The sequence below is a fragment of the Streptomyces neyagawaensis genome (assembly GCF_023516595.1).
GTDB lineage: Bacteria > Actinomycetota > Actinomycetes > Streptomycetales > Streptomycetaceae > Streptomyces > Streptomyces neyagawaensis.
Window position 1 is genome coordinate 110,825 of sequence record NZ_JAMGBG010000043.1, and the last position, 25,117, is coordinate 135,941.

The following is a 25,117-nucleotide window of genomic DNA, read 5'->3' on the forward strand; positions in this document are numbered from 1 at the left end:
CTCTCATCCGTTCAGGACGACGACGGCGACGACCAGCGCCTGGAGCAGGGTCACCGGCACCAGCACCGTCCACGCCACCTCCATGTACCGCTCCATCCGCAGCACGGGCAGCGCGCGCCGCCCGGCCACCAGCAGCGCCAGCACGGCGGCCGTCTTCAGCAGCGTCCAGGCCCATCCCGGCAGCAGCGGGCCGTTGCCCCCGCCGAGGAACAGCGGCACGCTGAATCCGGCCGTCACCACGAGCAGCAGCCACCGTCCGCCCAGGAACACCAGCCGGTCCACGCCGGCCAGTTCGGCGGCGGCGCCACCGGCCGCGTCCCGGGCCACCGGGTGGGCGAACGGCCCCCAGAAGGCCATCGCGAGCGCGCTCGACAGATAGACGGCGAACGCGCCCGGCATCCACACCACGAACCACAGGCCGTCCTGGGCCGCGACCACCTCCCCGATCCGCAAGGATCCGGCTCCCAGGGCGGCGGTGGTGATCGCGAGCATGTGCGGGAGTTCGTACGCCAGCCCCTGGGCCAGGAACCGGTGTCCCCCGATCAGTGCCAGCGCCGAGTTGGGGCCCCAGCCCGTCAGCCACACCGCCGCCCAGGCCAGGACCTCCATCGCGTTGAACCACACGATGCCGACCGGCGGATCGCTCACCGCGGAGAAGCCCCACGGCAGGACGGCACCCGCGAGCACCGCCGCCACCGGGACAAGCACCACGCCCAGCCTGCCCAGCAGCCGGTCGTCGGCCGTCGTACGACGAGGCTGCTGGACGAGCAGCCGCAGAGCCTCACGCACGGGGGCCAGCGCCCTCAGCCCTGCCTCGCGCGGACCTGCCGCGGGGCCGCGCTCGGCCGACGCGGACAGCACCGCGTCGAACCCGGCGGTGGCCACGGCGGCCGCTGCCAGGGCGAGGGGAAGAACGAGCGTCGCCCACAGCGGCGCGGCCTCAGCCATGAGCCGCTCCGGACAGGGCAGCCGACGTGAGTTCTTCGAGGTCGGGATCCAGGCTGGCCACGACGATCCGCGCGCCGGCGAACTCGGCGCCGATCAGCAGTTCGGGGAGGAGACTCAGCAACGCCTGCGACGGTGGCCGCGATCCGCCCAGTACGCCACGCGGACCGGTCCGGTCGTCCGGCGTCAACGGCCCTTCGTCGTCGAGCCCGTCGAGGCCGCGCTCGATCTCGCCGATCCACACGAGCAGCCGGTCGTGGGCGTCCCCGTCCGCGGCGAGCGCCGGCCCGGTCACCCCGGCCGCCCGCGCCCTGGCCGCCGGCAACTCCCCCAGTCCGGTGATCGACCAGCGCAGGGTCCGGGAGCGCCGGATCCTGCGGAGCGTCCTGCGCAGGTCGCCGCCGATCACCTCGCGCGACGTACCCGACAGCAAGGCGTCCCGCAGCCGGCGGCACCGCGCGGCGACGTCCTCCCAGCCGACGACGGCGAGGAGCCGTCCCACGCTGTCCAGATGCGCGGCGCAGCGTCGGCGCGCCGCGCGGTCCCCGGTGACCGGCTCGCCCCGCGCGGCCCGCAGCCAGGGTTCGTCCCAGAAGGGGAGTCGGCGGCCGGGCGCCGCGGGGAGGTGGTCCACTTCGACGTCCTGCACGACGTCTCCTTGCAGGGTGCAGCGGAGAATGAGCCCCGCGGGCCAGTCGCTCAGCGCGGGACCGAGGGGCACGTGCAGCTGATCGAGCCTCAGCCCGTCCCGGTCGTCGCCGCGTTCGGCCATCGGCAGTCCCGCCACCTCGCCCATGGCGTGCATGTTGTGCATACCGCCCATGCCCTGCATGCCGTGCATATCGTGACCGGTGTGATCGCCAGGGCCGGCGGATGCCTCGGGGGGCGGGCTGTCGTGGTGCGTGCCGTGGCCGTGGCCGTGGACGTCGCCGTGCCCCTCGTGCGGGCCGGGCCCAGGAGCCACGGGTACGTCCGCCACGGCGGCGGCCGGGCGCCGGGTCGCGGCCCTGTCGACCAGCTCCGCGCGGGCCCTGTCGAGGGCGTCGGCCACCCGCCCGTTCTCCCCCACCACGACGCGCAGGGCGGGCTCCGGCATCGATCCCCCGACGGCGTCCAGCCACTGCGCGTCCCCGGGCGCCGGGACACCGCATACGAGCAGCAGATCCGCGGCAGCCGGAGTGTCCACGACGGGCCACCCCCGCCGACGCACCTCCGCCTCGGCCTCCAGCCGGAGTTCCGTCGCTCCGGGCAGGGTCACCGCCAGCACCGCCGGGCGCCTCATCGCCGTACGCCGGAGGGCGCGGCTCAGGTCCACCGCAGAGCCCCCTCGCGCCAGGCGTACGCCACCGCCGCGAACAGCACGCCGAGGAAGAGGAACATCTCCACGACGGCCGGGGTCCCCACCTCCGAGACGACCTTCGCCCACGGGTACATGAAGAGCATCTCCATGTCGAAGGCCAGGAAGATCATGGTCACCGGGTACCAGCGCACATGGAAGCGGGACACGGCGTGTTCTCCCGGCCCGAACCCACCGGAGAAGGGACCGGTTTCGAGGGGGGTGCGGGCCGCCGCCAGCCACAGGCCCAGCCCGTACAGGGCGGCCAGACCGGCGCCGACCACGCCGAGCAGGACCAGCATCGACTGCCACGCGTCCATCCGCCCGACCTCCCTTCCCGGCGTCGTCCCGCTCATGGTGCGCGACCGGCTGGTCCGGACCCCGGAGGCAGGGCCCAAGCCGTCGGCGACAGGTCCGTCCGGCCGACCCCTAACCCCCTGGGGGTATCATCGGCGCCGGTACGCTGACGGGCCGCGACGGTTCCGGAGGCGTCGCGGCGGCGGCACGGCGAGATGACGGAGCGTATGAACAGCGGGGCGAGAGCGGGGCGGGGGGCGGTCGGACGACTGCTGCTCCTGCTGCTCCTCGCTCTCGGTCTGATGCACCTCCTCGCCCACGCGGGCGGCGCGGACACGGGTCCGGAGAAGGGGACCGCCGCCGCCCACGCCCACACCCGTCACGTGGAGGCGGAGCCGACCGCACCGGATGACGGGGCGGCCCCGCCTCTCGCGGTGGTTTCCGGGGAGCACAGCCATCCCGGCACGTCGGACACGGCGGGATTCGGTCTGTGCGTCGCCGTCATCGGCTGCTGTGCTCTCCTGGCCGCAGGCGGCCGGCGTCTCCACGGGCGTCGCTTCGCGGTGTTCCTGTACCTCAGGCGGCGTGTTCGGGCCGCGTGGCGGATCCTGCGTCGGCCACCCCGCCCAAGACGTTCACCGAGCGTCGACATCACACAGCTGGCCGTCCTGCGGATCTAGGCCGCGTCACGGGCACGCAGGCATGAGCACCGTCGTACCACCAGGTCGTACGACGCGGCCCGGCCCCGCTCGACGACCGGCACCGACGAGGTTCCGGCCCGGCGAGGAACCGGTGAGCCTGCCGCCGATCCCGACGTACCCCTGACACGCACGCCCCGCGGGTCGGCATGCCCTCGCGCCTGCCCGGCCCGCCCGCGACAAAGGCCTCGATCCGTGACCCAGCACCACCTCGCCGACCCCGTCGGCATACCCACCCGCCCGCAGACACCCTCCTCCCACCGGGACTCCCGGCACCCCGGACAGCAGCCGCGTGTCCCTGTCCGCCCTGACGCCCAGGAAGCCACCGGTGGCCGCCGTGCACGTCGGCGGGCGAACAAGCGCACACCGGTGATCGGCGACTACCTGGGGTACGCGACCACGTTCGTCGGGGCGGGTCTGATCAGTGGCGCGGTGGTGCACCATCCGCTGGACCCAGACCGGTACACGGTGATCGCGCTGGCCGGGGCGGGTGTCTTCCTCTTCGCGACCGTACTCAACGAGTTCGTCCTGAAGCGCCGGCGGCCCAGCGCCGCGAAGGTGATCGCGATCGTGGTGGCCTCGCTGGCGCTGTCGTTCGGCATCGGCATGCTCAGCGGCGGGCTTCAGCACTTCGAGGACTTCCCGGAACGAGCGGCGATGCTGATCCCGTTCGGGCTGGCTCTGTCGTTCGTGGCGTACGTGCTGCGTTACGACGCCGCGCGCTGGCGCAGCATCGTCGGCCCGACCGGACTCCTGGTCCTGGTCACGGCCGCGGTCGCGTTCGTCGGGCTGCGCGGTGTCGCGGCCGACATGGCGGCGGAGTCCGGCGGTGGCGGCCACAGCCACGGCGAGGAGAGCACCGGCGACTCGGAGACGGAGGACGGGCACGCCGCCGACCACGACTCCGAGGACACGGGAACGAAGGCGCCCAAGGCATCGCCCGGCGCCGACACCCGCGGCGAGGACACCCGGAGCGGCGCCGACGACGGAGAGGCCGGCCACGCGGAGGACGGGCACGGCCACTGAGCCGGAGGCCCGCGTTCGGGGAGCGTTCCGGTATCCGGGCTCCGAGGCCCGGGCACCGGGGGCTCCCGACCCGCTCCGGAGGTCGGCACCCGCCTCCCGGTGCTCGACCATGGCCGGCGCGGTCGTCGTGGCGGTGACGACGACCGCGCCGGGTCCGAGGGAGGACGATCGCCGGCCGCCGAGGGATCACCGGCCGCTGGGGGACCGGCCGTCGGGGGTCACGCCGGCTGGGCGGCGCACCCGTGTCGAAGGTGCCGGACCGGCTCTACGACAGGCCCCATACGCGCATCGCCAGCCCGGCCGCCGGCTTGGGGCCGAACGAGGTGGACTTGCGGGGCAACAGGACTCCGGCACCGGCCAGTTCCCATACCGTGTCCTGACCGATCGCGGGCAGCAGGAGCGCGCAGCCGCCACCCGGAGCGGCGACGGCCGCCGTGGCCTGACGGATGTCGTGCACGTAGGTCACGGCACCGGGCAGGTCGGGTACGGACCAGGCGTGGCGGATCAGCAGGTGGTCGCTGACAGCGGCGGGGAGCCGCGCCCACAGGCCGGGACGGTCCACCAGTGCTTCGCGCAGGGCCCCGGGGTCGGGCTCGGTGATGCTCCATGCCTGCCCCGCGCCGGTCAGGACGAGTTCGCCGGGCTCCGGCGGACGGGGCCCTCCGGGGAGCGGGCGGACCCGGGCCACTTCGGCCGCGTTGCGCGCGGCCTTCGCGGGTTCCAGTGCCGGCACTGTCCGGTGGATCGCGGAGAGCCGCGGGGGGTACATCGCGGTGTCGACCAGCAGGGCGAGGCTGCCGGTCCACGGGCCCGTCCCGTCGCCGCTCAACTGGAGGCAGGCGGCGTGGCGGTGGTGGCCGTCGGCGATGAGCGCCTTCGTGACGGACAGAGCGCTGACGAGGTCTTCGAGTTCCGCCCGGTCGTCGCAGGCCCAGAGTATGTGCGTGATCTGTCCGATCCGGGCCACGGTGACCGGCCTGCGGCGGGTGACGCGGTCCATGAGCTGGGAGGTCGTCGACTCGGTGCCCCGGTGGGCCAGCAGCAGTGGTTCCAGTTGGGCGCGCAGTGCTGACATATGGGCGGCGCGCTGCCGGACGACAGGGGCCGACACGTCTTCGTGCGGGAGCAGTCGCCCTGCTTGCCGAGGCAGCAACAAGTCGCCGATCAGGCCGCGTTGGAGGATCCGGGCGCCGCGCTGCTGCTGGTGGACGTACAGGGCGGGCCGCTCGTCCCGGCGCAGTACGCCGCGCCGCAGCCAGCGCCCCAGTTCACGGGCGGCGACCTGGGGCGCGTCGGCGTACAGCAGGCGGGCCACGTGGTGGGGGTGGCGTCGGAGCTCACGGATCCGGGACGGGTCGAGGCCGTCGTAAGGCGGGGCGAGGAGTTCGGACGGGTCGCCGACGCGGTCCGCGTCGTAGCGCACCGCCCGGAAGGGCCGGAGCCGCAACGAGGTCGGTTGGGGAAGGGGAACGACAGGGGCGTGCATCGAAAGCTCCTGTGAAGAGGCAGGGCCCAGCGAGGGCGGGGCACTGTGTGGTGCCCCGCCCCCGGGCTGGAGGGATGGTCAGGTCGGACGGTCACGGCCGGAGGGACGGCAGCGGGCCCCGCCGGCGGGTGGCTCGGCAGCGGCACGCGACCGCGGTCGACCGCGGGCCATGACGGCGCTGGGCAGCGAGTCACGACGGCGGGCGGCTGCGGGCCACCGTGGCGGTCGGCCGCGGGCACTCGGTCTAGATGCGCCACCGTGAGGTTCGGACGAGCGCACTGCGGCCGGTGCGTGAGCTCCGGGTCCTGGGGCCACGACGCAGCACGCGTTGGTATCCCGGCGGCAGGGAAACTCCGAGGAACCCTGCGACGGCCGGCCCTTCGAGCGGGAGATCCGCACTCGCCTGGGCCGCGGTGCGCACGACCACGCCCGCCGGACAGCCCTCGACCCCGTCAGGGGCGTGGGGCCCATGGGGTTCGTCGCCCGCTCGCGGCGCCCAAGGCCCGCCAGACGTCGAAAGCCCGGCAAGCGCCGGCACCGACGCGTGCGTGTCCTTCGGCACACCGTGCGGGACGGCGCACAGCAGGAGCACCATCACGAAGGCGCCCCGGATCACCGAGGCGAGTCGGCGCCACGGCGGCGGGCCCCACGGGGCCCATAAGGCGTGCTCGGGCGTACGGGAGAGTGTCGGCACAGGTCCTCGGTCGTCGATCCTCGCCGCCCCGTCTCCGGCAGGGACGGGGTGAGGCGCGGTCAAAGGTGGGGGGCAGGACGGTTTCGACGAACGTGACGGCCCCTCATGAACACGGGGGACGACGCTCGTCGTGCGGTACAGCCGAACCGGCTACGGTCGGCGGTCCGCCAAGGGCCCTAGACCTGCCGCACCGTGGAGGCCGCCCGCAGAGCGACGGGAGACGGGCGATCCGCAGGCGGACCGACGGCCGGTCCGGGCACAGTCGAGGGATCCCGTGACCCAGTCGTTTCGCGCGCCGACGCCGCGAAGCAGGCGGAAAACAGGGCAGAGCCCTGCTGCGGCTGTCCCGGTGCACAGTGCTCGCCAGGGTGTGAGGTCCCCCGTCCACCGGGCTGATCGTCGGCTTCGATCGTGATCAGCAACCGCGCAGGCTCGTGGGCGGCGTGGTGGACGCCCGTGACTGGCACTGCGGCGGGGGTGGCCGCCCCGATGGAGAAATGCCCCTGGGCACTCTCCGAGTCGAGGCCGTGCGTCACGAGGATGCCGAACAGGAGCACGACCAAGGCCGGCACGCGCAGCAGCGGACCCGCGCCGAAGCGGGTCCTGACGATGCGCCAGGGCGACCGAGCCGTAACCATGTCGTGATCCTAACGGCCTGCCGACGGCGGTCTGCCCTGAGCCTTGTGGCAGCCGGCCAACTCGCCGGACAAATGGCTTGTTCACTGCGGTGAGCGCGCACCCGGAGGCGTTACAGGAGCCGACCCCGCACCTCACAATACCCCTACAGGGTATAAACCAAGGCCCGACCACCCTTGCGTCCAATACGGGTCGGGGGTATACCTGTACCCAACCAGCCGATACCCCCAGGGGGTATCCTCCATCACTCCCCCAAGATGCGGAAGATCCGCCGACCATCATGTCCGGGACTTCCGAGGAGCAGACATGACCACCACCACACCCGGTGCCGCCGAGGTCGAACTGGCCATCGGCGGCATGACCTGCGCCTCGTGCGCCGCCCGCATCGAAAAGAAGCTCAACCGCATGGACGGGGTCGAGGCCACCGTCAACTACGCCACCGAGAAGGCCAAGGTCACCTATCGGGAGGACGTCACCGTCCCCGACCTGATAGCGACGGTCGAGGCCACCGGCTACACGGCGCACGAACCCGAACCCCAGCCCGTACCCACCGAGCCGGAGGCCGGCGACGGCACGGCACGCCGGCGGGACGACGAACTGCGGCCGCTGCGGCAGCGCCTGACGGCCGCCGTCGTCCTGGCCGTGCCGGTGATCGCGATGGCCATGGTCCCGGCGTTTCAGTTCGAGTACTGGCAGTGGCTCTCGCTGACGCTGGCGGCGCCCGTGGTGACGTACGCCGCCTGGCCGTTCCACAGGGCTGCCTGGACCAATGCCCGACACGGTGCGGCCACCATGGACACCCTGATATCGGTCGGCACCTCCGCGGCGTTCCTGTGGTCGCTGTGGGCGCTGTTCTTCGGCACGGCCGGCGAACCCGGTATGACGCACCCCTTCGAGCTGACCGTCGCCCGCACCGACGGGGCCGGGAACATCTACCTGGAGGCCGCGGCGGGTGTCACCGCCTTCATCCTGGCCGGCCGGTACTTCGAGGCCCGCTCCAAGCGGAAGGCGGGCGCGGCGCTCAAGGCGCTGCTGGAACTGGGCGCCAAGGAAGTCACCGTGCTGCGCGGCGACCGCGAGGAACTGGTCCCCATCGGCGAGTTGAAGGTCGGCGACCGGTTCCTCGTACGGCCCGGCGAGAAGATCGCCACCGACGGTGTGGTCGTCGAGGGGGCCTCCGCCGTGGACGCCTCCATGCTCACCGGCGAATCGGTGCCGGTCGAGGTCGGCTCCGGAGACACGGTCACCGGAGCCACGCTCAACGCCGGTGGCCGCCTGGTGGTCGAGACCACCCGGGTCGGCGCCGACACCCAGCTCGCCCGCATGGCCAGGCTGGTGGAGGACGCGCAGAACGGCAAGGCCGCGGCCCAGCGGCTGGCCGACCGGATCTCCGCGGTCTTCGTGCCGGTCGTCATCGCCCTCGCACTCGGCACCCTGGGGTTCTGGCTCGGCAACGGCGCCGGGCTGACCGCCGCCTTCACGGCCTCGGTCGCCGTCCTGATCATCGCCTGCCCCTGCGCCCTGGGCCTGGCCACGCCGACCGCCCTCATGGTCGGCACCGGGCGCGGCGCCCAGCTCGGCATCCTCATCAAGGGGCCCGAGGTCCTGGAGACGACACGCAAGGTCGACACCATCGTCCTGGACAAGACCGGCACCGTCACCACCGGCAGGATGACCCTGCTCGCCGTGCACACCGCCGACGGCACCGACGAGGACGAGGTGCTGCGTCTCGCGGGCGCCCTGGAGCGTGCCTCCGAGCACCCCATCGCGCAGGCGGTCGCCTCCGGCGCCGCCGACCGCGTCGGCGCCCTGCCGACCCCGGAGGACTTCGCGAACATCGCCGGACTGGGCGTCCAGGGCGTCGTCGAGGGCCACGCGGTCCTCGTCGGCCGCGAGAAGCTGCTCGCCGAATGGGCCATGTCCCTGCCGGAGGACCTGCGGCGCGCCAGGGCCGAGGCCGAGGCAGCCGGACGTACCGCGATCGCGGTCGCCTGGGACGGCGAGGCGCGCGCGGTCCTGGAGGTCGCCGACGCCGTCAAGGGGAGCAGCCCGGAGGCCATCGAGCGGCTGCGGGCCCTGGGCCTGACGCCCATCCTGCTGACCGGGGACAACGAGGCGGTCGCCGACGCGGTCGCCACCGAGGTGGGCATCGCTCCCGAGCACGTGTTCGCCGAGGTGATGCCGCAGGACAAGGTCGATGTGGTCAAGCGCCTGCAGGGCGAGGGGCGTTCGGTCGCCATGGTCGGCGACGGAGTCAACGACGCCGCCGCGCTGGCCCAGGCGGACCTGGGCCTGGCCATGGGTACGGGTACGGACGCCGCGATCGAGGCGGGTGACCTCACGCTGGTGCGCGGCGACCTGAGGGTCGCGGCGGACGCCATCCGCCTCTCGCGCAGGACGCTGGGCACCATCCGGTCCAACCTCTTCTGGGCCTTCGCCTACAACGTGGCCGCCCTGCCCCTCGCAGCCGCCGGCCTGCTGAACCCGATGATCGCGGGCGCGGCCATGGCCTTCTCGTCGGTCTTCGTGGTCGGCAACAGCCTGCGACTGCGCGGATTCCAGCCCACGGGCCGCTGAAACAACCGTCCGGGCCCTGGCTGCCGGAGGTCGACAAGCGATTTCTCGCCGATGCGGCACGGAACAAGCCTCTTCCCGCACCCACGGGACGAAAGCGGAATCGCAATGGCAAGCGCATAGTTCCGTTTCGTCTCCGGGGTGCGCTTCCGGCAGCCACGGTTCCGCGCAAAGGGCGATAGGACGGGATCCACGCGCCGAACCGGGAATAGGAATACGGGCCTTCCGCACAGCAACGCCTTCGCCACTCAGAGATACAGAGCACACAGAGCACGCAGAGCACACAGGGAGCATCGGGAGCACCCCCGCCCATCCAGCGCCGCTCCCGCTCCCACCCCGCTCACCAGGGCCGCGGCGCCCGCACCGCTCCCCGGCCCTCGCTTTCGCCACTCGGCACGCAGCCCTGAAATGACCACGTACCGTTGCCATTTGACGCCTCGCGGTGCAAGTCGAAACTGCCGACAAGATGAGGCAACCATTCAGTCGTTCGATTCGTATAACTCCCTGGAGGCACAGCGACCCGGCCCCACAGAGCGCGGCCGGAGCGTCACCATCCGTTTTTCCGGATGGTCCCGAACCAAGGAGAAACGATGCGACTGTTCGTACTCAACTACGCTCGCACCACTGAGCAGTTGGAGTTCAGCGCTCCGTACACCTACGACTCCGGGCTGCAGTTGAACGTGCTCCCCGACGGGCGGATCGCCGCCCACGACCTGGCTTTGATGCGGGAATTGGGGGCCACCACATCGACGGCGGGCTCGAAGACCCACTTCGACGACTGAACGCGGATATACGACAGATGACGGTGCTGATCCTGACGTGCGAACAGGATGTGACGGCAGACCTGGTGGTGGCCCGACTGAACCGGACCGGCGTACCGGTGGTCCGCCTCGACCCCGCCGACCTGCCCGGCGGGGTGGCGCTCTCCGGTGAGTACGTCCACGGCGCCTTCCGCGGGCATCTGTCCGCCGGGGGGCGCCTGGTCGGCATGAGCGGGCTGCGGTCCATCTGGCTGCGCAGGCCGGGGATTCCCGCCAGCCGGGTGGCCGAGCCGTCCGGCTGGCTCACCGAGGAGTCCTCGCAGGCCCTGTACGGCATGCTGCGCGCCACGGGCGCCCGCTGGATGAACGACCCGGACGCGGCCCGGCGCGCCCGCCACAAGCCGTGGCAGCTGCGGCACGCCCAACAGGTCGGGCTGCCCGTGCCGGCCACGCTCATCACCACGTTCCCGCAGGCCGCCCGGGACTTCGCCGAGCGCTTCCCCGACCTGGTGGTGAAGCCGGTCTCCGGCACCCATCCGCAGGAACCGGCCAGGACGGTCCCCACCAGCCGTGTCGCGCCCGGCACGGACTTCGCCGCGGTCGCCTTCGGGCCCACACTGCTGCAACGCCGGATCGCCAAGACCGCCGACATCCGCCTCACCGCCGTCGGCGACCGTCTGCTGGCCGCCCGCAAGCCGGTCCACCCGGACGCCCACCCCGACGAGATCGATGTCCGCTACGCCGTCTCGGACGCGCCCTGGCAACCGGTCGACGTCCCGGCGCGCACGGCCACCGCCGTCCACGCCTACCTCCGTGACGCGGGACTCGCCTACGGGGCCTTCGACTTCGCGGAGGACGCCGACGGGATCTGGTGGTTCCTGGAGTGCAACCAGTCGGGCCAGTTCGGCTTCGTGGAGATGGACACGGACCAGCCGATCGCCCAGACCGTCGCCGACTGGCTGACCCACCGCGAACCGGAACGGCAGACCCGACGGGACGACCGACTCCGGGCAACACCCTGACGGCCCGGACAGGGGGGAGCGGCAGGCCGCTGGCGGTCGGCGGCCTGGACCGCACTCCATCCGGCAGACTCTCGCCATGGACACTGCCGAGCACATGAGAACCCTGGACGAGGAGGGCCGTCTGCTGGCGGCGGCCGCGCGTGAGGCCGGCACCGACGCCGAGGTCCCGACCTGCCCGGGCTGGCGGGTACGGGACCTGCTGCGGCACACCGGAACCGTGCACCGCTGGGCGACGGGCTTCGTCGCCGACGGGCACCCCGTGCCGCGCGCACCGGGGGCGGAGCCCGAACTGGACGGTGAGCCGCTGGTGGCCTGGTACGAGGAGGGGCACCGCCGGCTGGTCGACACCCTGCGCACCGCCCCGGCCGACATCGCGTGCTGGAGCTTCCTGCCCGCGCCGTCCCCGCTGGCCTTCTGGGCCCGCCGTCAGGCGCACGAGACGACCGTGCACCGCGCCGACGCGCAGTCCGCGCTCGGCGGCACACCCGCCGGGCCCGCGGCAGCCCTCGCCGTCGACGGCATCGACGAACTGCTCCTGGCCTTCCACGCCCGCCCGAAGAGCCGGGTACGCACCGACAAGCCCCGCGTCCTACGGGTGCGGGCCACGGACACGGGCGTCGTCTGGACCATGCGCCTGAGCCCGGAGCCGCCCGTCACCACCCGCACGGACACTGCCGCCGGCCCGCCCGGGGGCGCTGAGCGGGGGTCGAACGCGGGCGTGGACGTGAACGCGAACCTCGCTGTGGATGCGGACCCGGACGTGGACTGCGAGATCGCCGGCCCCGCGTCACAGCTCTACCTGTCCCTCTGGAATCGCGTGCCCTTCCCGTCCGTCGCGGGCGACCCCTCGCTCGCCGCACTGTGGCGCGACAACTCCGGCATCGTCATGGGCTGACCCCCTGCCCTCACCGGCGCGCCACGACGACACCAGCGCCCACCCACCGTCGTGGCCACTGCGCCGCCGGCCGGGGGCAGTCCCCTATCCGACCCGCTGCATGGCCTTCCGTTGCCGTTCGGCCATCGCGGCCCCGGACTCGCGGCGGGCCATGCGGCGCAGGACGGACGGCGCGAGGAGCAGCCCCGCGACCGTCCATGCGCCCAGGACGGCCGCCGTCTCCCAGTGCCGCCAGGACGCGTCGATCTCGGCGGCGACGGCCTCGCCGGGCAGCAACGCGGAGCGGAGTCCGAGGCCGAGCCAGTACACGGGGAAGATCTGCCCGACGGTCTGCAGCCACTCGGGCAGCTTCGACAGGGGGAAGTAGACCCCCGAGATCACGACGAGGCCGAGCACGGGAAACATCAGCAGCCCGACGGCGCGCGGGCTGTCGACCAGTGAGCCGATGACGGCGCCCAGCGGCAGGGTCGCCAGGAGACCGAGCGGCAGCACCCACACCAGAGTGAGCAAGGCCCCGCCGCCCTGCCGGGCGACGCCGTCCACCAGGAACACGCCCGTGGCGAAGGGCAATGCCACCCAGCTCGCCGCGTCGTCCCCGCCGGGCGGCAGCCACACGTACAGCCAGTGCGCCACCAGGACGTGCCCCGCCCACAGCGCGCCCATCGCCGTCCAGGCGGCCTTGCGGTGCCCGGTGACGACCGCGCTGAAGCAGCCGACGGCGACGGTGAGGAACACCGGCCCGTACGGGTAGCCGGCGCCCAGATAGACCATGGCGGTCGCGGCCGTGCCGAAGACGACGACCACCGGCCGCCGCCAGCGCCACAGCAGCATGAGGGTGCCCAGGAGCAACAGGACGCGGGCGAACGGGTCCAGGAGGGCGCGCTCGCCCTCCTGCATGTCGGCGGCGGCGTTCGAGCCGAGGAGCACGAAAACGGTGAGCGCCAGGGTCGAGCGCCACGGCCAGCTGGGGCGCGACACGTCGCCGTCCGGGCGGTTCCACCACGGCGGCGCCCCGTGCCAACGGTGCCGAAGCCCACCACCGCCCCATCCCGGCGAACCACCCGCTCCCGCACCCTGCTCTGCCATGACGGCCACGCTAGACGCCGGGCCCCGCCCCCGGCGTCACCCGAGCGAGGTGATCACACATACTCCCCGGGACGTACGCGCCCCGGCCCGACCCGGCCCGCCCCGCCCGACCGCCTCGGCCTGCCTCGCCTCGTCGACTGGCTTGGTTTCGTTGAGTGGCCCTGGCCTCGTCGAGTGGCCCGGGGCGCCTCAGCGCTCCTTCGCGCCGGACCGCGGGTACACGAGGCCCACATGGTGGGCGAGCTGGCCCGCCGCGTGGCGGAAGAACGCCCCCCGGTCCTCGACCACCCGGTTGAACTGCCCGAACACCTCGAAGTTGACCAGCCCGAACAGCTGCGCCCACGCCCCGATCAGCACGACGACCACCTCCGGCGGCAGATCGGGGGCGAGGTCCTCGGCCATGCGCCGCGCCTCGGGCCGCAACTCGGCGGGCAGCTTCCACTGGGCGACGCCCTTGTCCTGGTAGGCGTCACGCACGATCCCGATCAGCAGCAGCCCGACCCGCGCGGCGGCCGGCACCGTCGTCGACGGCGCGGAGTAGCCGGGGACCGGCGAGCCGTAGATCAACGCGTACTCGTGCGGCCGCGCCAACGCCCACTCCCGCACCGCCTCGCACACGGCGACCCACTGCCGCGCCGGACTCTCCCCGCTCACCTTCGCGTACGCCGCTTCGGCGGCCTCACCGAGGGAGTCGTACGCGTCGATGATCAACGCGGTGAGCAGCTCGTCACGGCTGGGGAAGTAGCGGTAGAGCGCCGAGGAGACCATGCCCAGCTCGCGGGCGACGGCGCGCAGCGACAGCTTGGCGGCGCCCTCGGCGGCGAGCTGTCTGCGCGCCTCGTCCTTGATCGCTGCGGTGACTTCCGTCCGGGCGCGGGCACGGGCTCCTTGTGGGGTGCTCATGCGCAGCAGTGTGCCACAGAGGCAGAGCACTGCACACATTCGAGAGCACTGAACACAAATTAGAGCGGCACTCTCAAATCAGAACGCCGCACACAATCAAGAGCGACACCCACAAACAAGAGCACTGCTCTTGCTTTGGAGCATCCGTCTCGTGCACACTGCTCTCAAGCGAGAGCACCGCTCTCTCCATGGCTCATCGAGCGCCCCAGGAGGGGACCATGTCGTCGACCCACTACATCAAGGTCAGCGCCGTCGACCGCGCCGTCAACAACGCCATCGGCTGGCTCGCCCGGCGAGGCGTCAGCTTCCTCGGCACGGCGGAACTGTCCGTACGCGGCCGCAAGAGCGGCGAGTGGCGGCGCCTGCCGGTGAACCCGCTGCCGTACGAGGGCGGCCCCTACCTCGTCTCGGCGCGCGGCCACTCCGAGTGGGTCCGGAACATGCGGGCGGCGGGCGGGGGCCGGCTCCAGGTGGGGCGCCGGGTACAGGAGTTCACGGCGGTCGAGCTGCCCGACGAGGAGAAGCCGGTGGTCCTGCGGACCTACCTCAAGAAGTGGGGCTGGGAGGTGGGCCGCTTCTTCGGTGACGTCAACGCCGACTCCACGGACGAGGAACTGCTCGCCGCCGCCCCGAAGCACCCCGTCTTCCGGATCACCATCAAGAAGTGACCGGCCGCGAGGCACGGGCCGGAACGAAACGCAGCGCAACGCAACGCAACGCATGGCGAGGCGAAGCAACCCAGCACGACCGGGACCTGCCCCGCCCGCCTCCAACCGCTCCTCGCCCCACACCCGCCCCGGAGCTCCGGAACCCCAGCTCGTCCAGCCCAGCCCAGCGCCAGACCTAACCCCCAGCCCCAGCCCGCCTAACGGTCGAACGCCGTCAGTGCGCGCTGGGCGATCGGGTGGGTGCGCACGATCTCGCCCAACGACGTCGAGCCGCGCGTGATGTCGACGAACGCGCGCCACGCGGGCCGGAAACCGGTGAGTGCCGCGTGGAACAGGCCGGGTCGCCGCTCGAAGGCGATCAGCAGCCGCTTGCCGACGCTCATCTCGACGCCGAGGCCGGCCTTCACGGCGAACGCGTAGTTCAACGCCTGCCGCCGGGTGTCCACCGCGTCGTGCGCCTCGGCGATGCGGACCGCCCACTCCCCCGCGAGCCGCCCCGAGCGCAGCGCGAACGAGATGCCCTCGCGCGTCCACGGCTCCAGCAGCCCCGCCGCGTCCCCGCACACCAGCACCCGCCCCCGGGAGAGCGGCGAGTCGTCGGCGCGGCAGCGCGTCAAGTGCCCGGAGGAGATGCTCGGTTCGAAACCGGCGAGACCGAGCCGTCCGATGAAGTCCTCCAAGTACCGCTTGGTGGCGGCGCCTTCGCCGCGCGCGGAGATCACACCCACCGTCAGCGTGTCCCCCTTGGGGAAGACCCATCCGTAACTGCCCGGCATCGGGCCCCAGTCGATGAGGACGCGGCCCTTCCAGTCCTCGGCGACGGTCTCCGGGACGGGGATCTCCGCCTCCAGGCCGAGGTCGACCTGGTCCAGCTTCACGCCGACGTGCGCCCCTATGCGGCTGGCGCTGCCGTCCGCGCCGACCACGGCCCGCGCCAGCAGGGTCTCGCCGCCCTGGAGGACGACGGCGACCGTGCGGCGGTCCGGTACGGCAGAGCCGTGCTGCTCGACGCGGGTGACCGTGACGCCCGTGCGCAGTTCGGCGCCGGCCTTCTGCGCGTGCTCGACGAGCTGCTGGTCGAACTCGGGCCGGTTGATCAGCCCGAAGAGCATCTGCTTGGACTTGCGCGTACGGGAGTAGCGGCCGTCGAGGGAGAAGGTGACGGCGTGCACGCGGTCCTTGAAGGGCAGTTCGAAGCCCGGCGGCAGCGCGTCCCGAGAGGGGCCGATGATGCCGCCGCCGCAGGTCTTGTACCGGGGCAGTTCGGCCTTCTCCAGCAACAGGACGCTGCGTCCCGCGACCGCCGCCGCGTAGGCGGCCGAAGCCCCCGCGGGCCCCGCGCCCACCACGACGACGTCCCACACCCGCTGTACGTCGTCCGCCGAAGAGTTCTCGCTGCTCACGATGGTCTACTGCTCCCGATCCAGCCGCCTGCCGCACCTTTCCCACGCATCCTACGGCGGTCGTCACCGAGAGTCGCTGTGGGAGGATCGGCAGCGCGTGCGCCCTACACCGACACACCGGGTACGCGCGTACGCACGCACACCCACAGAAGCACCAACGTCGCACCCACGAGGAGCGTGCCCATGTCGTCGAACCCGGTCGCCGAGACCGTCGCCTCACTGATGCCCAGGGCGAAGGAGGAGCTCACCGAACTGGTGGCCTTCAAGTCGGTGGCGGACTTCGACCAGTTCCCGAGGAGCGAGAGCGAGGGCGCCGCGAACTGGGTCGCCGACGCGCTGCGCGCCGAGGGCTTCCAGGACGTGGCCCTGCTCGATACCCCCGACGGCACCCAGTCCGTGTACGGCTGCCTGCCGGGGCCCGAGGGCGCGAAGACCGTGCTGCTGTACGCGCACTACGACGTGCAGCCGCCGCTGGACGAGGCCGCCTGGGTCTCGCCGCCGTTCGAGCTGACCGAGCGGGACGGGCGCTGGTACGGGCGCGGTGCCGCCGACTGCAAGGGCGGCGTGATCATGCATCTGCTGGCGCTGCGCGCGCTCAAGGCGAACGGTGGCGTCCCCGTCACCGTCAAGCTGATCGCCGAGGGCTCTGAGGAGATGGGCACGGGCGGGCTCCAGCAGTACGCGGAGCAGCACCCCGAACTGCTCGCGGCGGACACCGTGGTCATCGGCGACGCCGGCAACTTCCGTGCCGGGCTGCCGACGGTCACCGCGTCTCTGCGGGGCATGATCCTCATGCGGGTGCGGATCGACGCCCTGGAGGGCAACCTGCACTCCGGGCAGTTCGGTGGCGCGGCGCCCGACGCGCTGGCCGCGCTGATCCGCGTCCTCGACTCACTGCGCGCCGCCGACGGCACGACAACCGTCGACGGGCTCGCGGGCGACGGCACCTGGGACGGTCTGCAGTACGACGACGAGCGGTTCCGTGAGGACGCCAAGGTGCTCGACGGTGTCGAACTGGTCGGGTCCGGCACGGTCGCCGACCGGATCTGGGCGCGCCCCGCCGCCACCGTGCTCGGCATCGACGCCCCGCCGGTGGTCGGGGCGACCCCGTCGATCCAGGCGAGCGCCCGCGCGCTGATCGGGCTGCGTGTCCCGCCGGGCGTGGACGTCCAGGAGGCGATGAAGCTGCTGGAGGCCCATCTCGTGGCGCACACCCCGTGGGGTGCCCGGGTGAGCTGCGAGCCGATCGGCCACGGCCAGGCGTTCCGCGCCGACACCTCCAGCCCGGCGTACGAGGCGATGGCCGCGGCCATGGCCGTCGCCTACCCGGGCCAGGAGATGCAGTACGCGGGCCACGGCGGCTCCATCCCGCTGTGCAACACCCTCGCCGCCCTCTATCCCCGGGCCGAGATCCTCCTCATCGGCCTCAGCGAGCCGGAGGCGCAGATCCACGCGGTGAACGAGAGCGTGTCACCGGACGAGCTGGAGCGCATGGCGGTCACGGAGGCGCTGTTCCTGACGAACTACGCGGCGAGCTGAGCGGAGGAGGCGTCCCCGGTGCGGCACCGCAGCCCACCGGGGGCGCCGGACGCGCCTCCCGCACAGGGTGGTGGGGCAGGGGCTGCCGTCACACGGGCGCTCCTGCCTCCAGATAGAACGCGGCGCCCCGCTCCCGGGCGCGCAGGGCCCACCGCAGCCGTTCGTAGCGGACCGGCGGCAGCAGGTCCGCAGCCTCCTCCTCCGTGACGAAGCGCCAGCCGCGCAGCTCGGGGCCGGGCAGCACGGGCCGCTGGGACCCGGCCACGTCGAGGCGGCCGCCGTCGAAGAGGAGGCGCAGTCCGCCGTATCCGGGCGGCGAGGGGGACTCCCAGTCGACGACGAGCAGCCGGGGGACGTGGTCGAGGCGTATCCCGGTCTCCTCGACGACCTCGCGCATGCCCGCGCGGGCCGGTGCCTCGCCGGGCTCCACGACACCGCCAGGGAATTCCCAGCCGGGCTTGTAGGTGGGGTCGACGAGCAGGACCCGGTCGTCGTCGTCGAACATCAGCACCCCGGCGGCCACGGTCTCCGCGGTCGGCTCGGGGGTCTGCACGATGTCGCACACGGGTACGTTCCCGTCGCGTACGGCGTCGGCGATGCGCCGCGCCGTCTCGTACGGGGTGAGGGCGCTCGTGTCGACGAGGTGGGCGTCGGCGGTGAGCCAGCCGCCGAGGGCGGCGCGGTAGGGCGTGATGTGGTCGTACGCCCATTGGCGCATCCGCATCTCGCCGTCGGGGAGGTCCGGCGGTATGTCGCGCCCCGCTATTCGCTCCCGCAGGATCGTTTCGGCCGGTGCGAGGAGCAGATGCCGTACGGGGATGCGGCGGGCGGCGAGGCCACCGAAGATCTCGTCGCGGTACTCCTGGCGGAGCAGGGTCATCGGGACCACGAGGGTGCCGCCCAGCTCGGCGAGCAGCGCGGCGGCGGTGTCGACCACCAGCCGACGCCAGCTCGGCAGGTCCTGGAAGTCGCCGACCTCGGCGAGGCGCTTGGCCGGCAACATGTGTGTCAGTGCGCTGCCGATGACCTCGGGGTCGAAGAGCGTGCTGTTCGGGATCAGGTCGATCAGTTCCCGTGCGGTGGTGGTCTTCCCCGCACCGAACGCACCGTTGATCCAGACGATCACGGTTCCCCCTCTTCTGTTGACCCCCTGAGGCTTGCCCTCCACTACGACGCGGAAACCAGCCGCTGATGAGGAGGTGAAATACGCGGTGGCGGGTTCCCACCGAGTGGGAACCCGCCACCGCGTCGTTCGAGGCGGATGGGAGAAGCCGCCGATCCCGACGGAGGGCGTCAGCCCTTCTTACCGGCCTTGCCCTGCTGCCCCGAGGCGCTCCCCAGGGCGTCGTCGCCGAGCGCCAGGCTGTCGTCGGCGACCGTTCGGCCGACCGTGTCGAGGGTTCCCCCGACGTCCAGTTTGCTCAGCCCGTCGGCCTTGCCGAGGGTGTCCGCGGCGTCCAGACCGTGCGACGGCGTGATGGCCGCGACGACGAAACCGGTGGCGAGGGAGGCGATGGCGAGCATGCTGCGCTTCTTCATGCCCCGCTCAACGCGCCACCCCACCACCGGGTCACGGCCACCCCACCGTTTCCCCCACCCAGCGCCCACCAGCCCGGCCACCCCAGCCACAACAGGCCCGGCTGCCCCACCGGGAACGGGCATCGACAGCCACAGCACGACCGACGACAACCCCAGCCAGGACTTACACCAGCCATGACACCGGCCGACGACAGTCACAGCACGGAGGGGGCTCCACGAGCCACAGCACCGACCGACGGCAGCCACAGCACGGGACTTCACCAGCCACGACACCGACCGACGACAACCCCGGCACGGGACTCCACCAGCCGCAGCAGCGGACGTCGGCGACCGCCGCACCGTCGAAGGCGGCCACACTGCCGCCGGTCGTCGGCGCCCGGGCCGGCCCGCCGGCACGCCGCCCCGCTTCGCCACGCCCCAGGCAGTCCCCCGCCCTCCCCAGCCGGTTCGCCGGCGTGGCGGCGCCCGCCTCAGCGCCCCCGTGCCAGCGCCGCCGCGGCCGCCCCCACCAGGCCCGCGTCCGTGCCCATCTCGGCCGGGGCGACGGTGAGGTGCTGGACGAAGGACAGGGTCGCGTAGTCCTTGAGGGCGGCGCGGAGCGGCGCGAACAGGACGTCGCCGGCGCCCGCGACGCCGCCGCCGATGACGGCGATGTCGATCTCGACGAGGGTGGCGGTGGCGGCGATACCGGCCGCCAGGGCCTGCGCGGCCCGTTCGAAGGAGGCCACGGCGACGGGGTCGCCCGCGCGGGCCGCGGCGGCGATCGCGGCGGCGGAGGTGTCGCCGTCGGGGCCCGGCCGCCAGCCGTTGTCCAGGGCGCGGCGGGCGATGTTGGGGCCGCTCGCGATCCGCTCGACGCAGCCGCGGGCACCGCACGGGCACGGGTCGCCGTCGAGGTCGACGCTGATGTGGCCGATGTGGCCGGCGTTGCCGGTGGGCCCGGTGTGGAGGCGGCCGCCGAGGACGAGGCCGCCGCCGACGCCCGTCGACACCACCATGCACAGCGCGTTGTCATGGCCGCGGGCGGCGCCCTGCCAGTGCTCGGCGGCGGTGATGGCCACGCCGTCGCCGATCAGCTCGACGGGCAGTCCGCCGGTGGCGACCCGTACCCGGTCGACCAGCGGGAACCCGCGCCAGCCGGGGACGTTGACGGGGCTGACCGTGCCGGCGGAGGCGTCCACCGGGCCCGCGCTGCCGATTCCCACGACCGTGGCGGCGCCCCACTGCGGGGCGGCGGTCAGCTCACCGAGGACCTCCTCGACGGCTCGCATCACGGTGTCGCCGTCCTCCCGCGCGGGCGTCGGGCGCTGCGCGCGCACCAGGATCCGGCCGTGGCCGTCCACCAGGGCCCCGGCGATCTTGGTGCCGCCTATGTCGAGCGCGGCCACGAGGTCGGTCTGCATCAGTGTCGGTTCTCCCGCTCCGAGTCTCCTCCCGGGCACCCGGATCCTGCGGCGCCCGGATCTCCGGCCGGAAAAACGGGCAGCACGACGCTCGCCTGGTGGGGGGCGCCGGCCAGAGAATGCGATAGACAGTCTCTCCCGGCCGTGACAACGTTGTCCAGGCTCTATGCTCGACGGCACATCCTCAACAGCCGCACAAATCCGACACGCACCACCATGACACCGCGGACCGCGCCTCGGGCGACCACCGACGAGAGCCGAGGGCCGCGGACTCATGACCACCGACACCACCTCAGGACAGCGCAGCCGGTGCCCGACGCCGACGACCAGGACCGCGAGAACGGTGACCACCGACCGGTGACCACCGACCGGACCTGAGCACCGCGGGACCCGTGGCCACGACGACGGCGTGGACCGCGGGACACGGCACCACCGGCCACGCACGGGGACGACAGGACAGGACAGCGCAGAGTGCCCGAGACCGCCCGCAGCATCGCCCGCAGACCGGAGAGCCGGTACGGAAACCGTCCGACGATGAAGGACGTCGCCGCCCGGGCCGGCGTGGGCCTGAAAACCGTCTCACGGGTGGTGAACGGCGAGCCGGGCGTCACCCCGGACACCGAGCGCCGGGTGCAGGAGGCGATCGACGCGCTCGGCTTCCGGCGCAACGACAGCGCCCGGGTGCTGCGCAAGGGCCGTACGGCGAGCATCGGTCTCGTCCTGGAGGACCTCGCCGACCCGTTCTACGGGCCGCTCAGCCGGGCGGTGGAAGAGGTGTCCCGCGCCCACGGCTCGCTCCTCATCAACGGTTCGAGCGCCGAGGACCCGGACCGCGAGCAGGAGTTGGCGCTGGCGCTGTGCGCGCGCCGCGTCGACGGGCTGGTGATCATCCCGGCCGGTGACGACCACCGCTATCTGGAGCCCGAGATCAGGGCGGGCGTCGCCACGGTGTTCGTGGACCGTCCCGCCGGGGGGATCGACGCCGACGTCGTGCTGTCGGACAGCTTCGGCGGCACCCGTGACGGTGTCGCCCACCTCATCGCGCACGGGCACCGCCGCATCGGGTTCATCGGCGACATGCCGCGCATCCACACGGCCGCCGAGCGCCTGCGCGGCTACCGGGCGGCCATGGAGGACGCGGGCATACCGGTCGAGGACACCTGGATGTCCCTGGGCGTCACCGACCCCGTGCGGGTGCGCAGGGCGGCCGAGGAGATGCTCTCCGGTCCGGCCCCGGTGACGGCGGTCTTCGCGGGCAACAACCGCGTCACGGTGACGGTCGTACGGGTCCTCGCCGAGCACGCCCGGCGGGTCGCCCTCGTCGGGTTCGACGACTTCGAGCTGGCCGATCTGCTCCAGCCGGGCATCACGGTGATCTCCCAGGACCCCGCCCGGATGGGCCGGACCGCCGCCGAGCGGCTGTTCCAGCAGCTGGACGGCTCCCTGCTCGCCCCGGAGCGCATCGAGCTCCCGACACGGCTCATCGCCCGCGGCTCGGGCGAACTGCCGCCCGAGGACTGAGCCTTGGCACCCCCCGACCCCCGTACGCTGGAAGCGCTCGGCCTCGACGTGGCGCCCCGCGAGGACCCGCTGAGCTATCCGGGCGCCTGGCCCGAGGAGTCCGCGCTCCTGGACGGCAACCGCATGCTGCCCCTGGACACGCTGCGCTTCGAGGACCGTGCCCCCGTGCTCTCGGTCGGCTCCAACGCCTGTCCCGCGCAGCTCGTGCACAAGATGGCGGAGCACGGTGTGGAGTGCCGCGTCCCCATGGTCAGGGCCAGGGTGACGGGTATCGGCATCGGTGTCTCCGCCCATGTCAGCCTGCTCGGCTATCTGTCCGCGTCGCCGTTCCGCTCCCCCGGCACGACCCGCGACCTGTTCATCACCTGGCTCGACGAGGCGCAGCTCGCCGTGATCGACACCAGTGAGGGCGCCGACTCACCGACGGGGAACTTCCATCGGGCCGCCCTGCCCGCAGCCGACTTCCGTGTCGAGCTGGAGTCGGGCGACGTCCTGGACACCGCCTGGATCTACGTCAACCGGTGGGGCGTCCTGCGCGACAGCGGCCCCGGCCCGCGCCCGCACCCCGGCCGGCAGCGCCCGCTGCTCACCGAACTCCTCGCGTCGTCGGCCGAGTTGCGTGAGCTGTTCGGCACGACGCCCGACGATTTCTGCGCGCGGGCGCGCGGCGACCGTGCCCTGTGCGCCCGGGGGCGGCAGCTGTTCGCGGAGAAGAGGTGGACGACGACCTCGGGCCTGGAGCCGTACGTACGGCCGCATCCCCGGTCACGGCGGCCGACGGATCCTCAGCAGACCGGGAGGCCGGGCACCGGGGCGTCGTTGTCGCCGCCCTTGACGTAGACGACGCTGACGAAGACGTCGCGGTTGCCGCTGTCGTCGTCGGTCTTGGCCCACCAGACGTTGGTCCAGCGGCCGGAGGTCTCGCGGCGGCCGGTGTTCTGCTGGCAGTAGAAGTAGTTGGTGCCCGCCTTGAGGACGCCGACCTCGGTGCCTGCGGCGTCGTAGGACTTGGCGGTGGTCCACACGGTGCAGTTGTACTTGCCGCCGCCGATCGCGTGGCAGACCGGCTCCTCGGTGGCACCGCCTCCGGTGGTCCCGCCGGTCGTGTCGCCGCCGGTGGAGCCGCCCGAGGTGTCCGAACCGCCCGTACCCCCGCCCGTCGTACCGCCCGTGCCGTCCTTCGACGGGGAGGGGGACGGCTCGGTCTTCTTGCCGTCGTCCTCCTTGGGCTTCTTGCTCGGGTCCGCCTTCTCGTCGTCCTTCTTCTTGTCCCCGGAGTCGTCCGAGACGTCGACCGCGTCCCGGTCGGCGCGCTGGGACGGTGTGGCGCCGGTCGAGTCGGTGGGTGCGGACCGTGCGCCCGTCCCGGAGTCGTCGTCGCCGTTCACCAGGGCGACCGTGACCCCGGTCGCGGCGAGAACCACGAAGACGGCCACGGCGGCGAGCAGGGCGCGCCCCTTGCGGCGCCGGGGGGTGCCGGGAGTGGAGACGGTGGTGACGGCACCCGAGGCGGGGACCTGGGGCTGCGCACCGGAACCGGTGCCGTCGACCGACGGGGACGCCCCGGTCCCGGACCCCGGAATCGGCTGCGGCGGCCCGAAGCCGGCGCCTGCACCGGGACCGCCAACCGCACCCGCACCCGCACCCGCGCCCGCGCCCGCGCCCGCAGGACCGAAGCCGCCGCCCGCGCCCGCCGTGGGCGGGCCGAAGCCCGGGGGCACCGAGGGGACGCCGCGCTCGGTCTCCTGTCCGCGCGGTGCCGTCGGGCCCGTGGCGCCCGATGTCGACGGGGCGGACGCGGCGCCGGAGGCCACCGCCTCCAGCAGTTCCCGTGCGCGGGAGGCGTCGGGGCGGTGCTCGGGGCGCTTGTCCATCAGCTGGAGCAGAACGGGCGCGAGGGGGCCGGAGCGCCGGGGGTCCGGGAGCGGTTCGGCCACGATCGCGGTCAGCGTCGACCAGGTGGACGTACGGCGGAACGGGGAGGTGCCCTCGACGGCCGCGTACAGGGTGGCGCCGAGCGCCCAGACGTCGGAGGCGGGGCCGGGGTCGTTGCCCTGGGCGCGCTCGGGGGCGAGGTAGTCGAGGGAGCCGACGAGTTCACCGCTGCGCGTCAGATGCGTGGCGGAGCCGTCGTTCGGGTCCTCCATGGTGGCGATGCCGAAGTCGGTGAGGACGACCCGGCCGGAGCGGTCGAGGAGGATGTTGCCGGGCTTGACGTCGCGGTGGAGCACACCGACCTGATGGGCGGCGGCCAGCGCGTCCATCACCTTGGCGCCGATGGCGGCCGCCTCACGCGGGTCGAGCAGGCCCCGGTCGCGCAGGACGTCGTCCAGGGAGGGACCGTCGACCAGCTCCATCACGATCAGCGGGCGGCCGTCGACCTCGGCGACGTCGTGCACGGCGACGACCCCGGGGTGCCGGATACGGGCGGCGGCCCGTGCCTCGCGCTGCATCCGCAGCCCCAGATCGGCGAGTTCAGGAGCGTCGGCGTCCGTGTAGGTGCGTAGCTCCTTGAGGGCGACCTCGCGGTGGAGCACCTCGTCCACGGCCCGCCAGACGACGCCCATCCCCCCGCGTCCGAGCTGCCGCACGATCCGGTACCGCCCGACGAGGAGCCGTCCGACGCCGTCCGCCTGTTCGTTCGCCCCCGAAGACACCAGTGCCCCGTTCCTCTGAACACGTCAA

At 73.0% G+C, this 25,117-nt stretch carries 21 protein-coding genes; 10 read left to right on the plus strand and 11 right to left on the minus strand.

The genetic code is table 11. The annotated features are described in order from the left end of the window. Nucleotides 1–3 precede the first annotated feature (3 nt). From M8J73_RS19960 to M8J73_RS19970, 3 genes are read right to left on the minus strand one after another with little or no spacing between them, the layout of a single operon-like run. Nucleotides 4–948, minus strand: a complete 945-nt coding sequence (locus tag M8J73_RS19960; RefSeq protein ID WP_055541391.1) for an NADH-quinone oxidoreductase subunit H — start codon at nucleotides 946–948, stop codon at nucleotides 4–6. Continuing rightward, nucleotides 941–2,260, minus strand: coding sequence for a hypothetical protein (locus M8J73_RS19965; protein ID WP_055541392.1), 1,320 nt, complete (start codon nucleotides 2,258–2,260; stop codon nucleotides 941–943). The genes M8J73_RS19960 and M8J73_RS19965 overlap by 8 nt, the downstream gene beginning before the upstream one ends. After that, a complete protein-coding gene (locus tag M8J73_RS19970; protein ID WP_240501603.1) occupies nucleotides 2,251–2,601 on the minus strand; it encodes an NADH-quinone oxidoreductase subunit A in 351 nt (116 codons plus the stop codon). The genes M8J73_RS19965 and M8J73_RS19970 overlap by 10 nt, the downstream gene beginning before the upstream one ends. Nucleotides 2,602–2,793: 192 nt before the next feature. Between M8J73_RS19970 and M8J73_RS19975 the strand changes: the two genes are divergently transcribed. Beyond that, complete coding sequence (locus M8J73_RS19975) at nucleotides 2,794–3,258, plus strand: hypothetical protein (protein ID WP_157873280.1); 465 nt, start codon at nucleotides 2,794–2,796, stop codon at nucleotides 3,256–3,258. 213 nt (nucleotides 3,259–3,471) lie between these two features. Then, nucleotides 3,472–4,302, plus strand: a complete 831-nt coding sequence (locus M8J73_RS19980; RefSeq protein ID WP_249828883.1) for a DMT family transporter — start codon at nucleotides 3,472–3,474, stop codon at nucleotides 4,300–4,302. Nucleotides 4,303–4,567: 265 nt separating this feature from the next. Here the strand turns inward: M8J73_RS19980 and M8J73_RS19985 are convergent, their stop codons facing one another. Then, entirely contained in the window at nucleotides 4,568–5,788 is a 1,221-nt protein-coding gene (locus tag M8J73_RS19985; protein WP_055541167.1) for a DUF1015 family protein, read from the minus strand. Nucleotides 5,789–7,424: 1,636 nt separating this feature from the next. On the opposite strand from M8J73_RS19985, the gene M8J73_RS19990 reads away from it, so the two are divergent. The 4 genes from M8J73_RS19990 to M8J73_RS20005 all read left to right on the plus strand — a co-directional run bounded on the left by M8J73_RS19990 (nucleotide 7,425) and on the right by M8J73_RS20005 (nucleotide 12,370). Then, entirely contained in the window at nucleotides 7,425–9,695 is a 2,271-nt protein-coding gene (locus M8J73_RS19990; protein WP_249828884.1) for a heavy metal translocating P-type ATPase, read from the plus strand. Between the two features lie 587 nt (nucleotides 9,696–10,282). Further along, nucleotides 10,283–10,474 carry a putative ATP-grasp-modified RiPP gene (tgmA, locus tag M8J73_RS19995; RefSeq protein ID WP_055517641.1) on the plus strand — a complete coding sequence of 64 codons (192 nt, stop codon included), beginning with the start codon at nucleotides 10,283–10,285 and terminating at the stop codon, nucleotides 10,472–10,474. 17 nt (nucleotides 10,475–10,491) lie between these two features. Continuing rightward, nucleotides 10,492–11,475, plus strand: coding sequence for an ATP-grasp ribosomal peptide maturase (gene tgmB, locus M8J73_RS20000; RefSeq protein ID WP_055541485.1), 984 nt, complete (start codon nucleotides 10,492–10,494; stop codon nucleotides 11,473–11,475). 76 nt (nucleotides 11,476–11,551) lie between these two features. After that, nucleotides 11,552–12,370, plus strand: coding sequence for a maleylpyruvate isomerase family mycothiol-dependent enzyme (locus M8J73_RS20005; RefSeq protein ID WP_055541486.1), 819 nt, complete (start codon nucleotides 11,552–11,554; stop codon nucleotides 12,368–12,370). An 84-nt stretch (nucleotides 12,371–12,454) separates the two neighbouring features. Here the strand turns inward: M8J73_RS20005 and M8J73_RS20010 are convergent, their stop codons facing one another. Together M8J73_RS20010 and M8J73_RS20015 are read right to left on the minus strand one after the other, a co-directional pair. Continuing rightward, entirely contained in the window at nucleotides 12,455–13,456 is a 1,002-nt protein-coding gene (locus M8J73_RS20010; RefSeq protein WP_240501609.1) for an ABC transporter permease, read from the minus strand. Between the two features lie 189 nt (nucleotides 13,457–13,645). Then, nucleotides 13,646–14,359, minus strand: a complete 714-nt coding sequence (locus M8J73_RS20015; RefSeq protein ID WP_249828885.1) for a TetR/AcrR family transcriptional regulator — start codon at nucleotides 14,357–14,359, stop codon at nucleotides 13,646–13,648. 218 nt (nucleotides 14,360–14,577) lie between these two features. Here M8J73_RS20015 and M8J73_RS20020 point away from each other — a divergent pair, with 218 nt between their 5' ends. Further along, on the plus strand, nucleotides 14,578–15,027 hold the full coding sequence (locus tag M8J73_RS20020; protein WP_055522754.1) for a nitroreductase family deazaflavin-dependent oxidoreductase: 450 nt from the start codon (nucleotides 14,578–14,580) through the stop codon (nucleotides 15,025–15,027). Between the two features lie 197 nt (nucleotides 15,028–15,224). Here the strand turns inward: M8J73_RS20020 and M8J73_RS20025 are convergent, their stop codons facing one another. Beyond that, nucleotides 15,225–16,430, minus strand: coding sequence for a geranylgeranyl reductase family protein (locus M8J73_RS20025; RefSeq protein ID WP_249828886.1), 1,206 nt, complete (start codon nucleotides 16,428–16,430; stop codon nucleotides 15,225–15,227). Nucleotides 16,431–16,613: 183 nt separating this feature from the next. On the opposite strand from M8J73_RS20025, the gene M8J73_RS20030 reads away from it, so the two are divergent. Further along, nucleotides 16,614–17,969, plus strand: a complete 1,356-nt coding sequence (locus M8J73_RS20030; protein ID WP_055542564.1) for a dipeptidase — start codon at nucleotides 16,614–16,616, stop codon at nucleotides 17,967–17,969. Between the two features lie 88 nt (nucleotides 17,970–18,057). Here M8J73_RS20030 and M8J73_RS20035 read toward each other — a convergent pair whose 3' ends face one another. From M8J73_RS20035 to M8J73_RS20045, 3 genes are all read right to left on the minus strand, one after another. Continuing rightward, entirely contained in the window at nucleotides 18,058–19,095 is a 1,038-nt protein-coding gene (locus M8J73_RS20035; protein WP_055542563.1) for an NUDIX hydrolase, read from the minus strand. 167 nt (nucleotides 19,096–19,262) lie between these two features. After that, a complete protein-coding gene (locus M8J73_RS20040) occupies nucleotides 19,263–19,508 on the minus strand; it encodes a hypothetical protein (protein WP_055542562.1) in 246 nt (81 codons plus the stop codon). 470 nt (nucleotides 19,509–19,978) lie between these two features. Continuing rightward, on the minus strand, nucleotides 19,979–20,911 hold the full coding sequence (locus M8J73_RS20045; protein WP_249828887.1) for an ROK family protein: 933 nt from the start codon (nucleotides 20,909–20,911) through the stop codon (nucleotides 19,979–19,981). A 471-nt stretch (nucleotides 20,912–21,382) separates the two neighbouring features. Here M8J73_RS20045 and M8J73_RS20050 point away from each other — a divergent pair, with 471 nt between their 5' ends. Together M8J73_RS20050 and M8J73_RS20055 are read left to right on the plus strand one after the other, a co-directional pair. Next, nucleotides 21,383–22,432 (plus strand): LacI family DNA-binding transcriptional regulator, encoded by a 1,050-nt coding sequence (locus M8J73_RS20050; protein WP_055543286.1) that lies wholly within the window; start codon nucleotides 21,383–21,385, stop codon nucleotides 22,430–22,432. A gap of 3 nt (nucleotides 22,433–22,435) precedes the next feature. Then, entirely contained in the window at nucleotides 22,436–23,272 is an 837-nt protein-coding gene (locus M8J73_RS20055) for a hypothetical protein (RefSeq protein ID WP_055543287.1), read from the plus strand. Here M8J73_RS20055 and M8J73_RS20060 read toward each other — a convergent pair. Then, nucleotides 23,218–25,089, minus strand: a complete 1,872-nt coding sequence (locus tag M8J73_RS20060; protein ID WP_249828888.1) for a serine/threonine-protein kinase — start codon at nucleotides 25,087–25,089, stop codon at nucleotides 23,218–23,220. The two genes, M8J73_RS20055 and M8J73_RS20060, sit on opposite strands and share 55 nt — an antisense overlap. Between the last annotated feature and the right edge of the window lie 28 nt (nucleotides 25,090–25,117).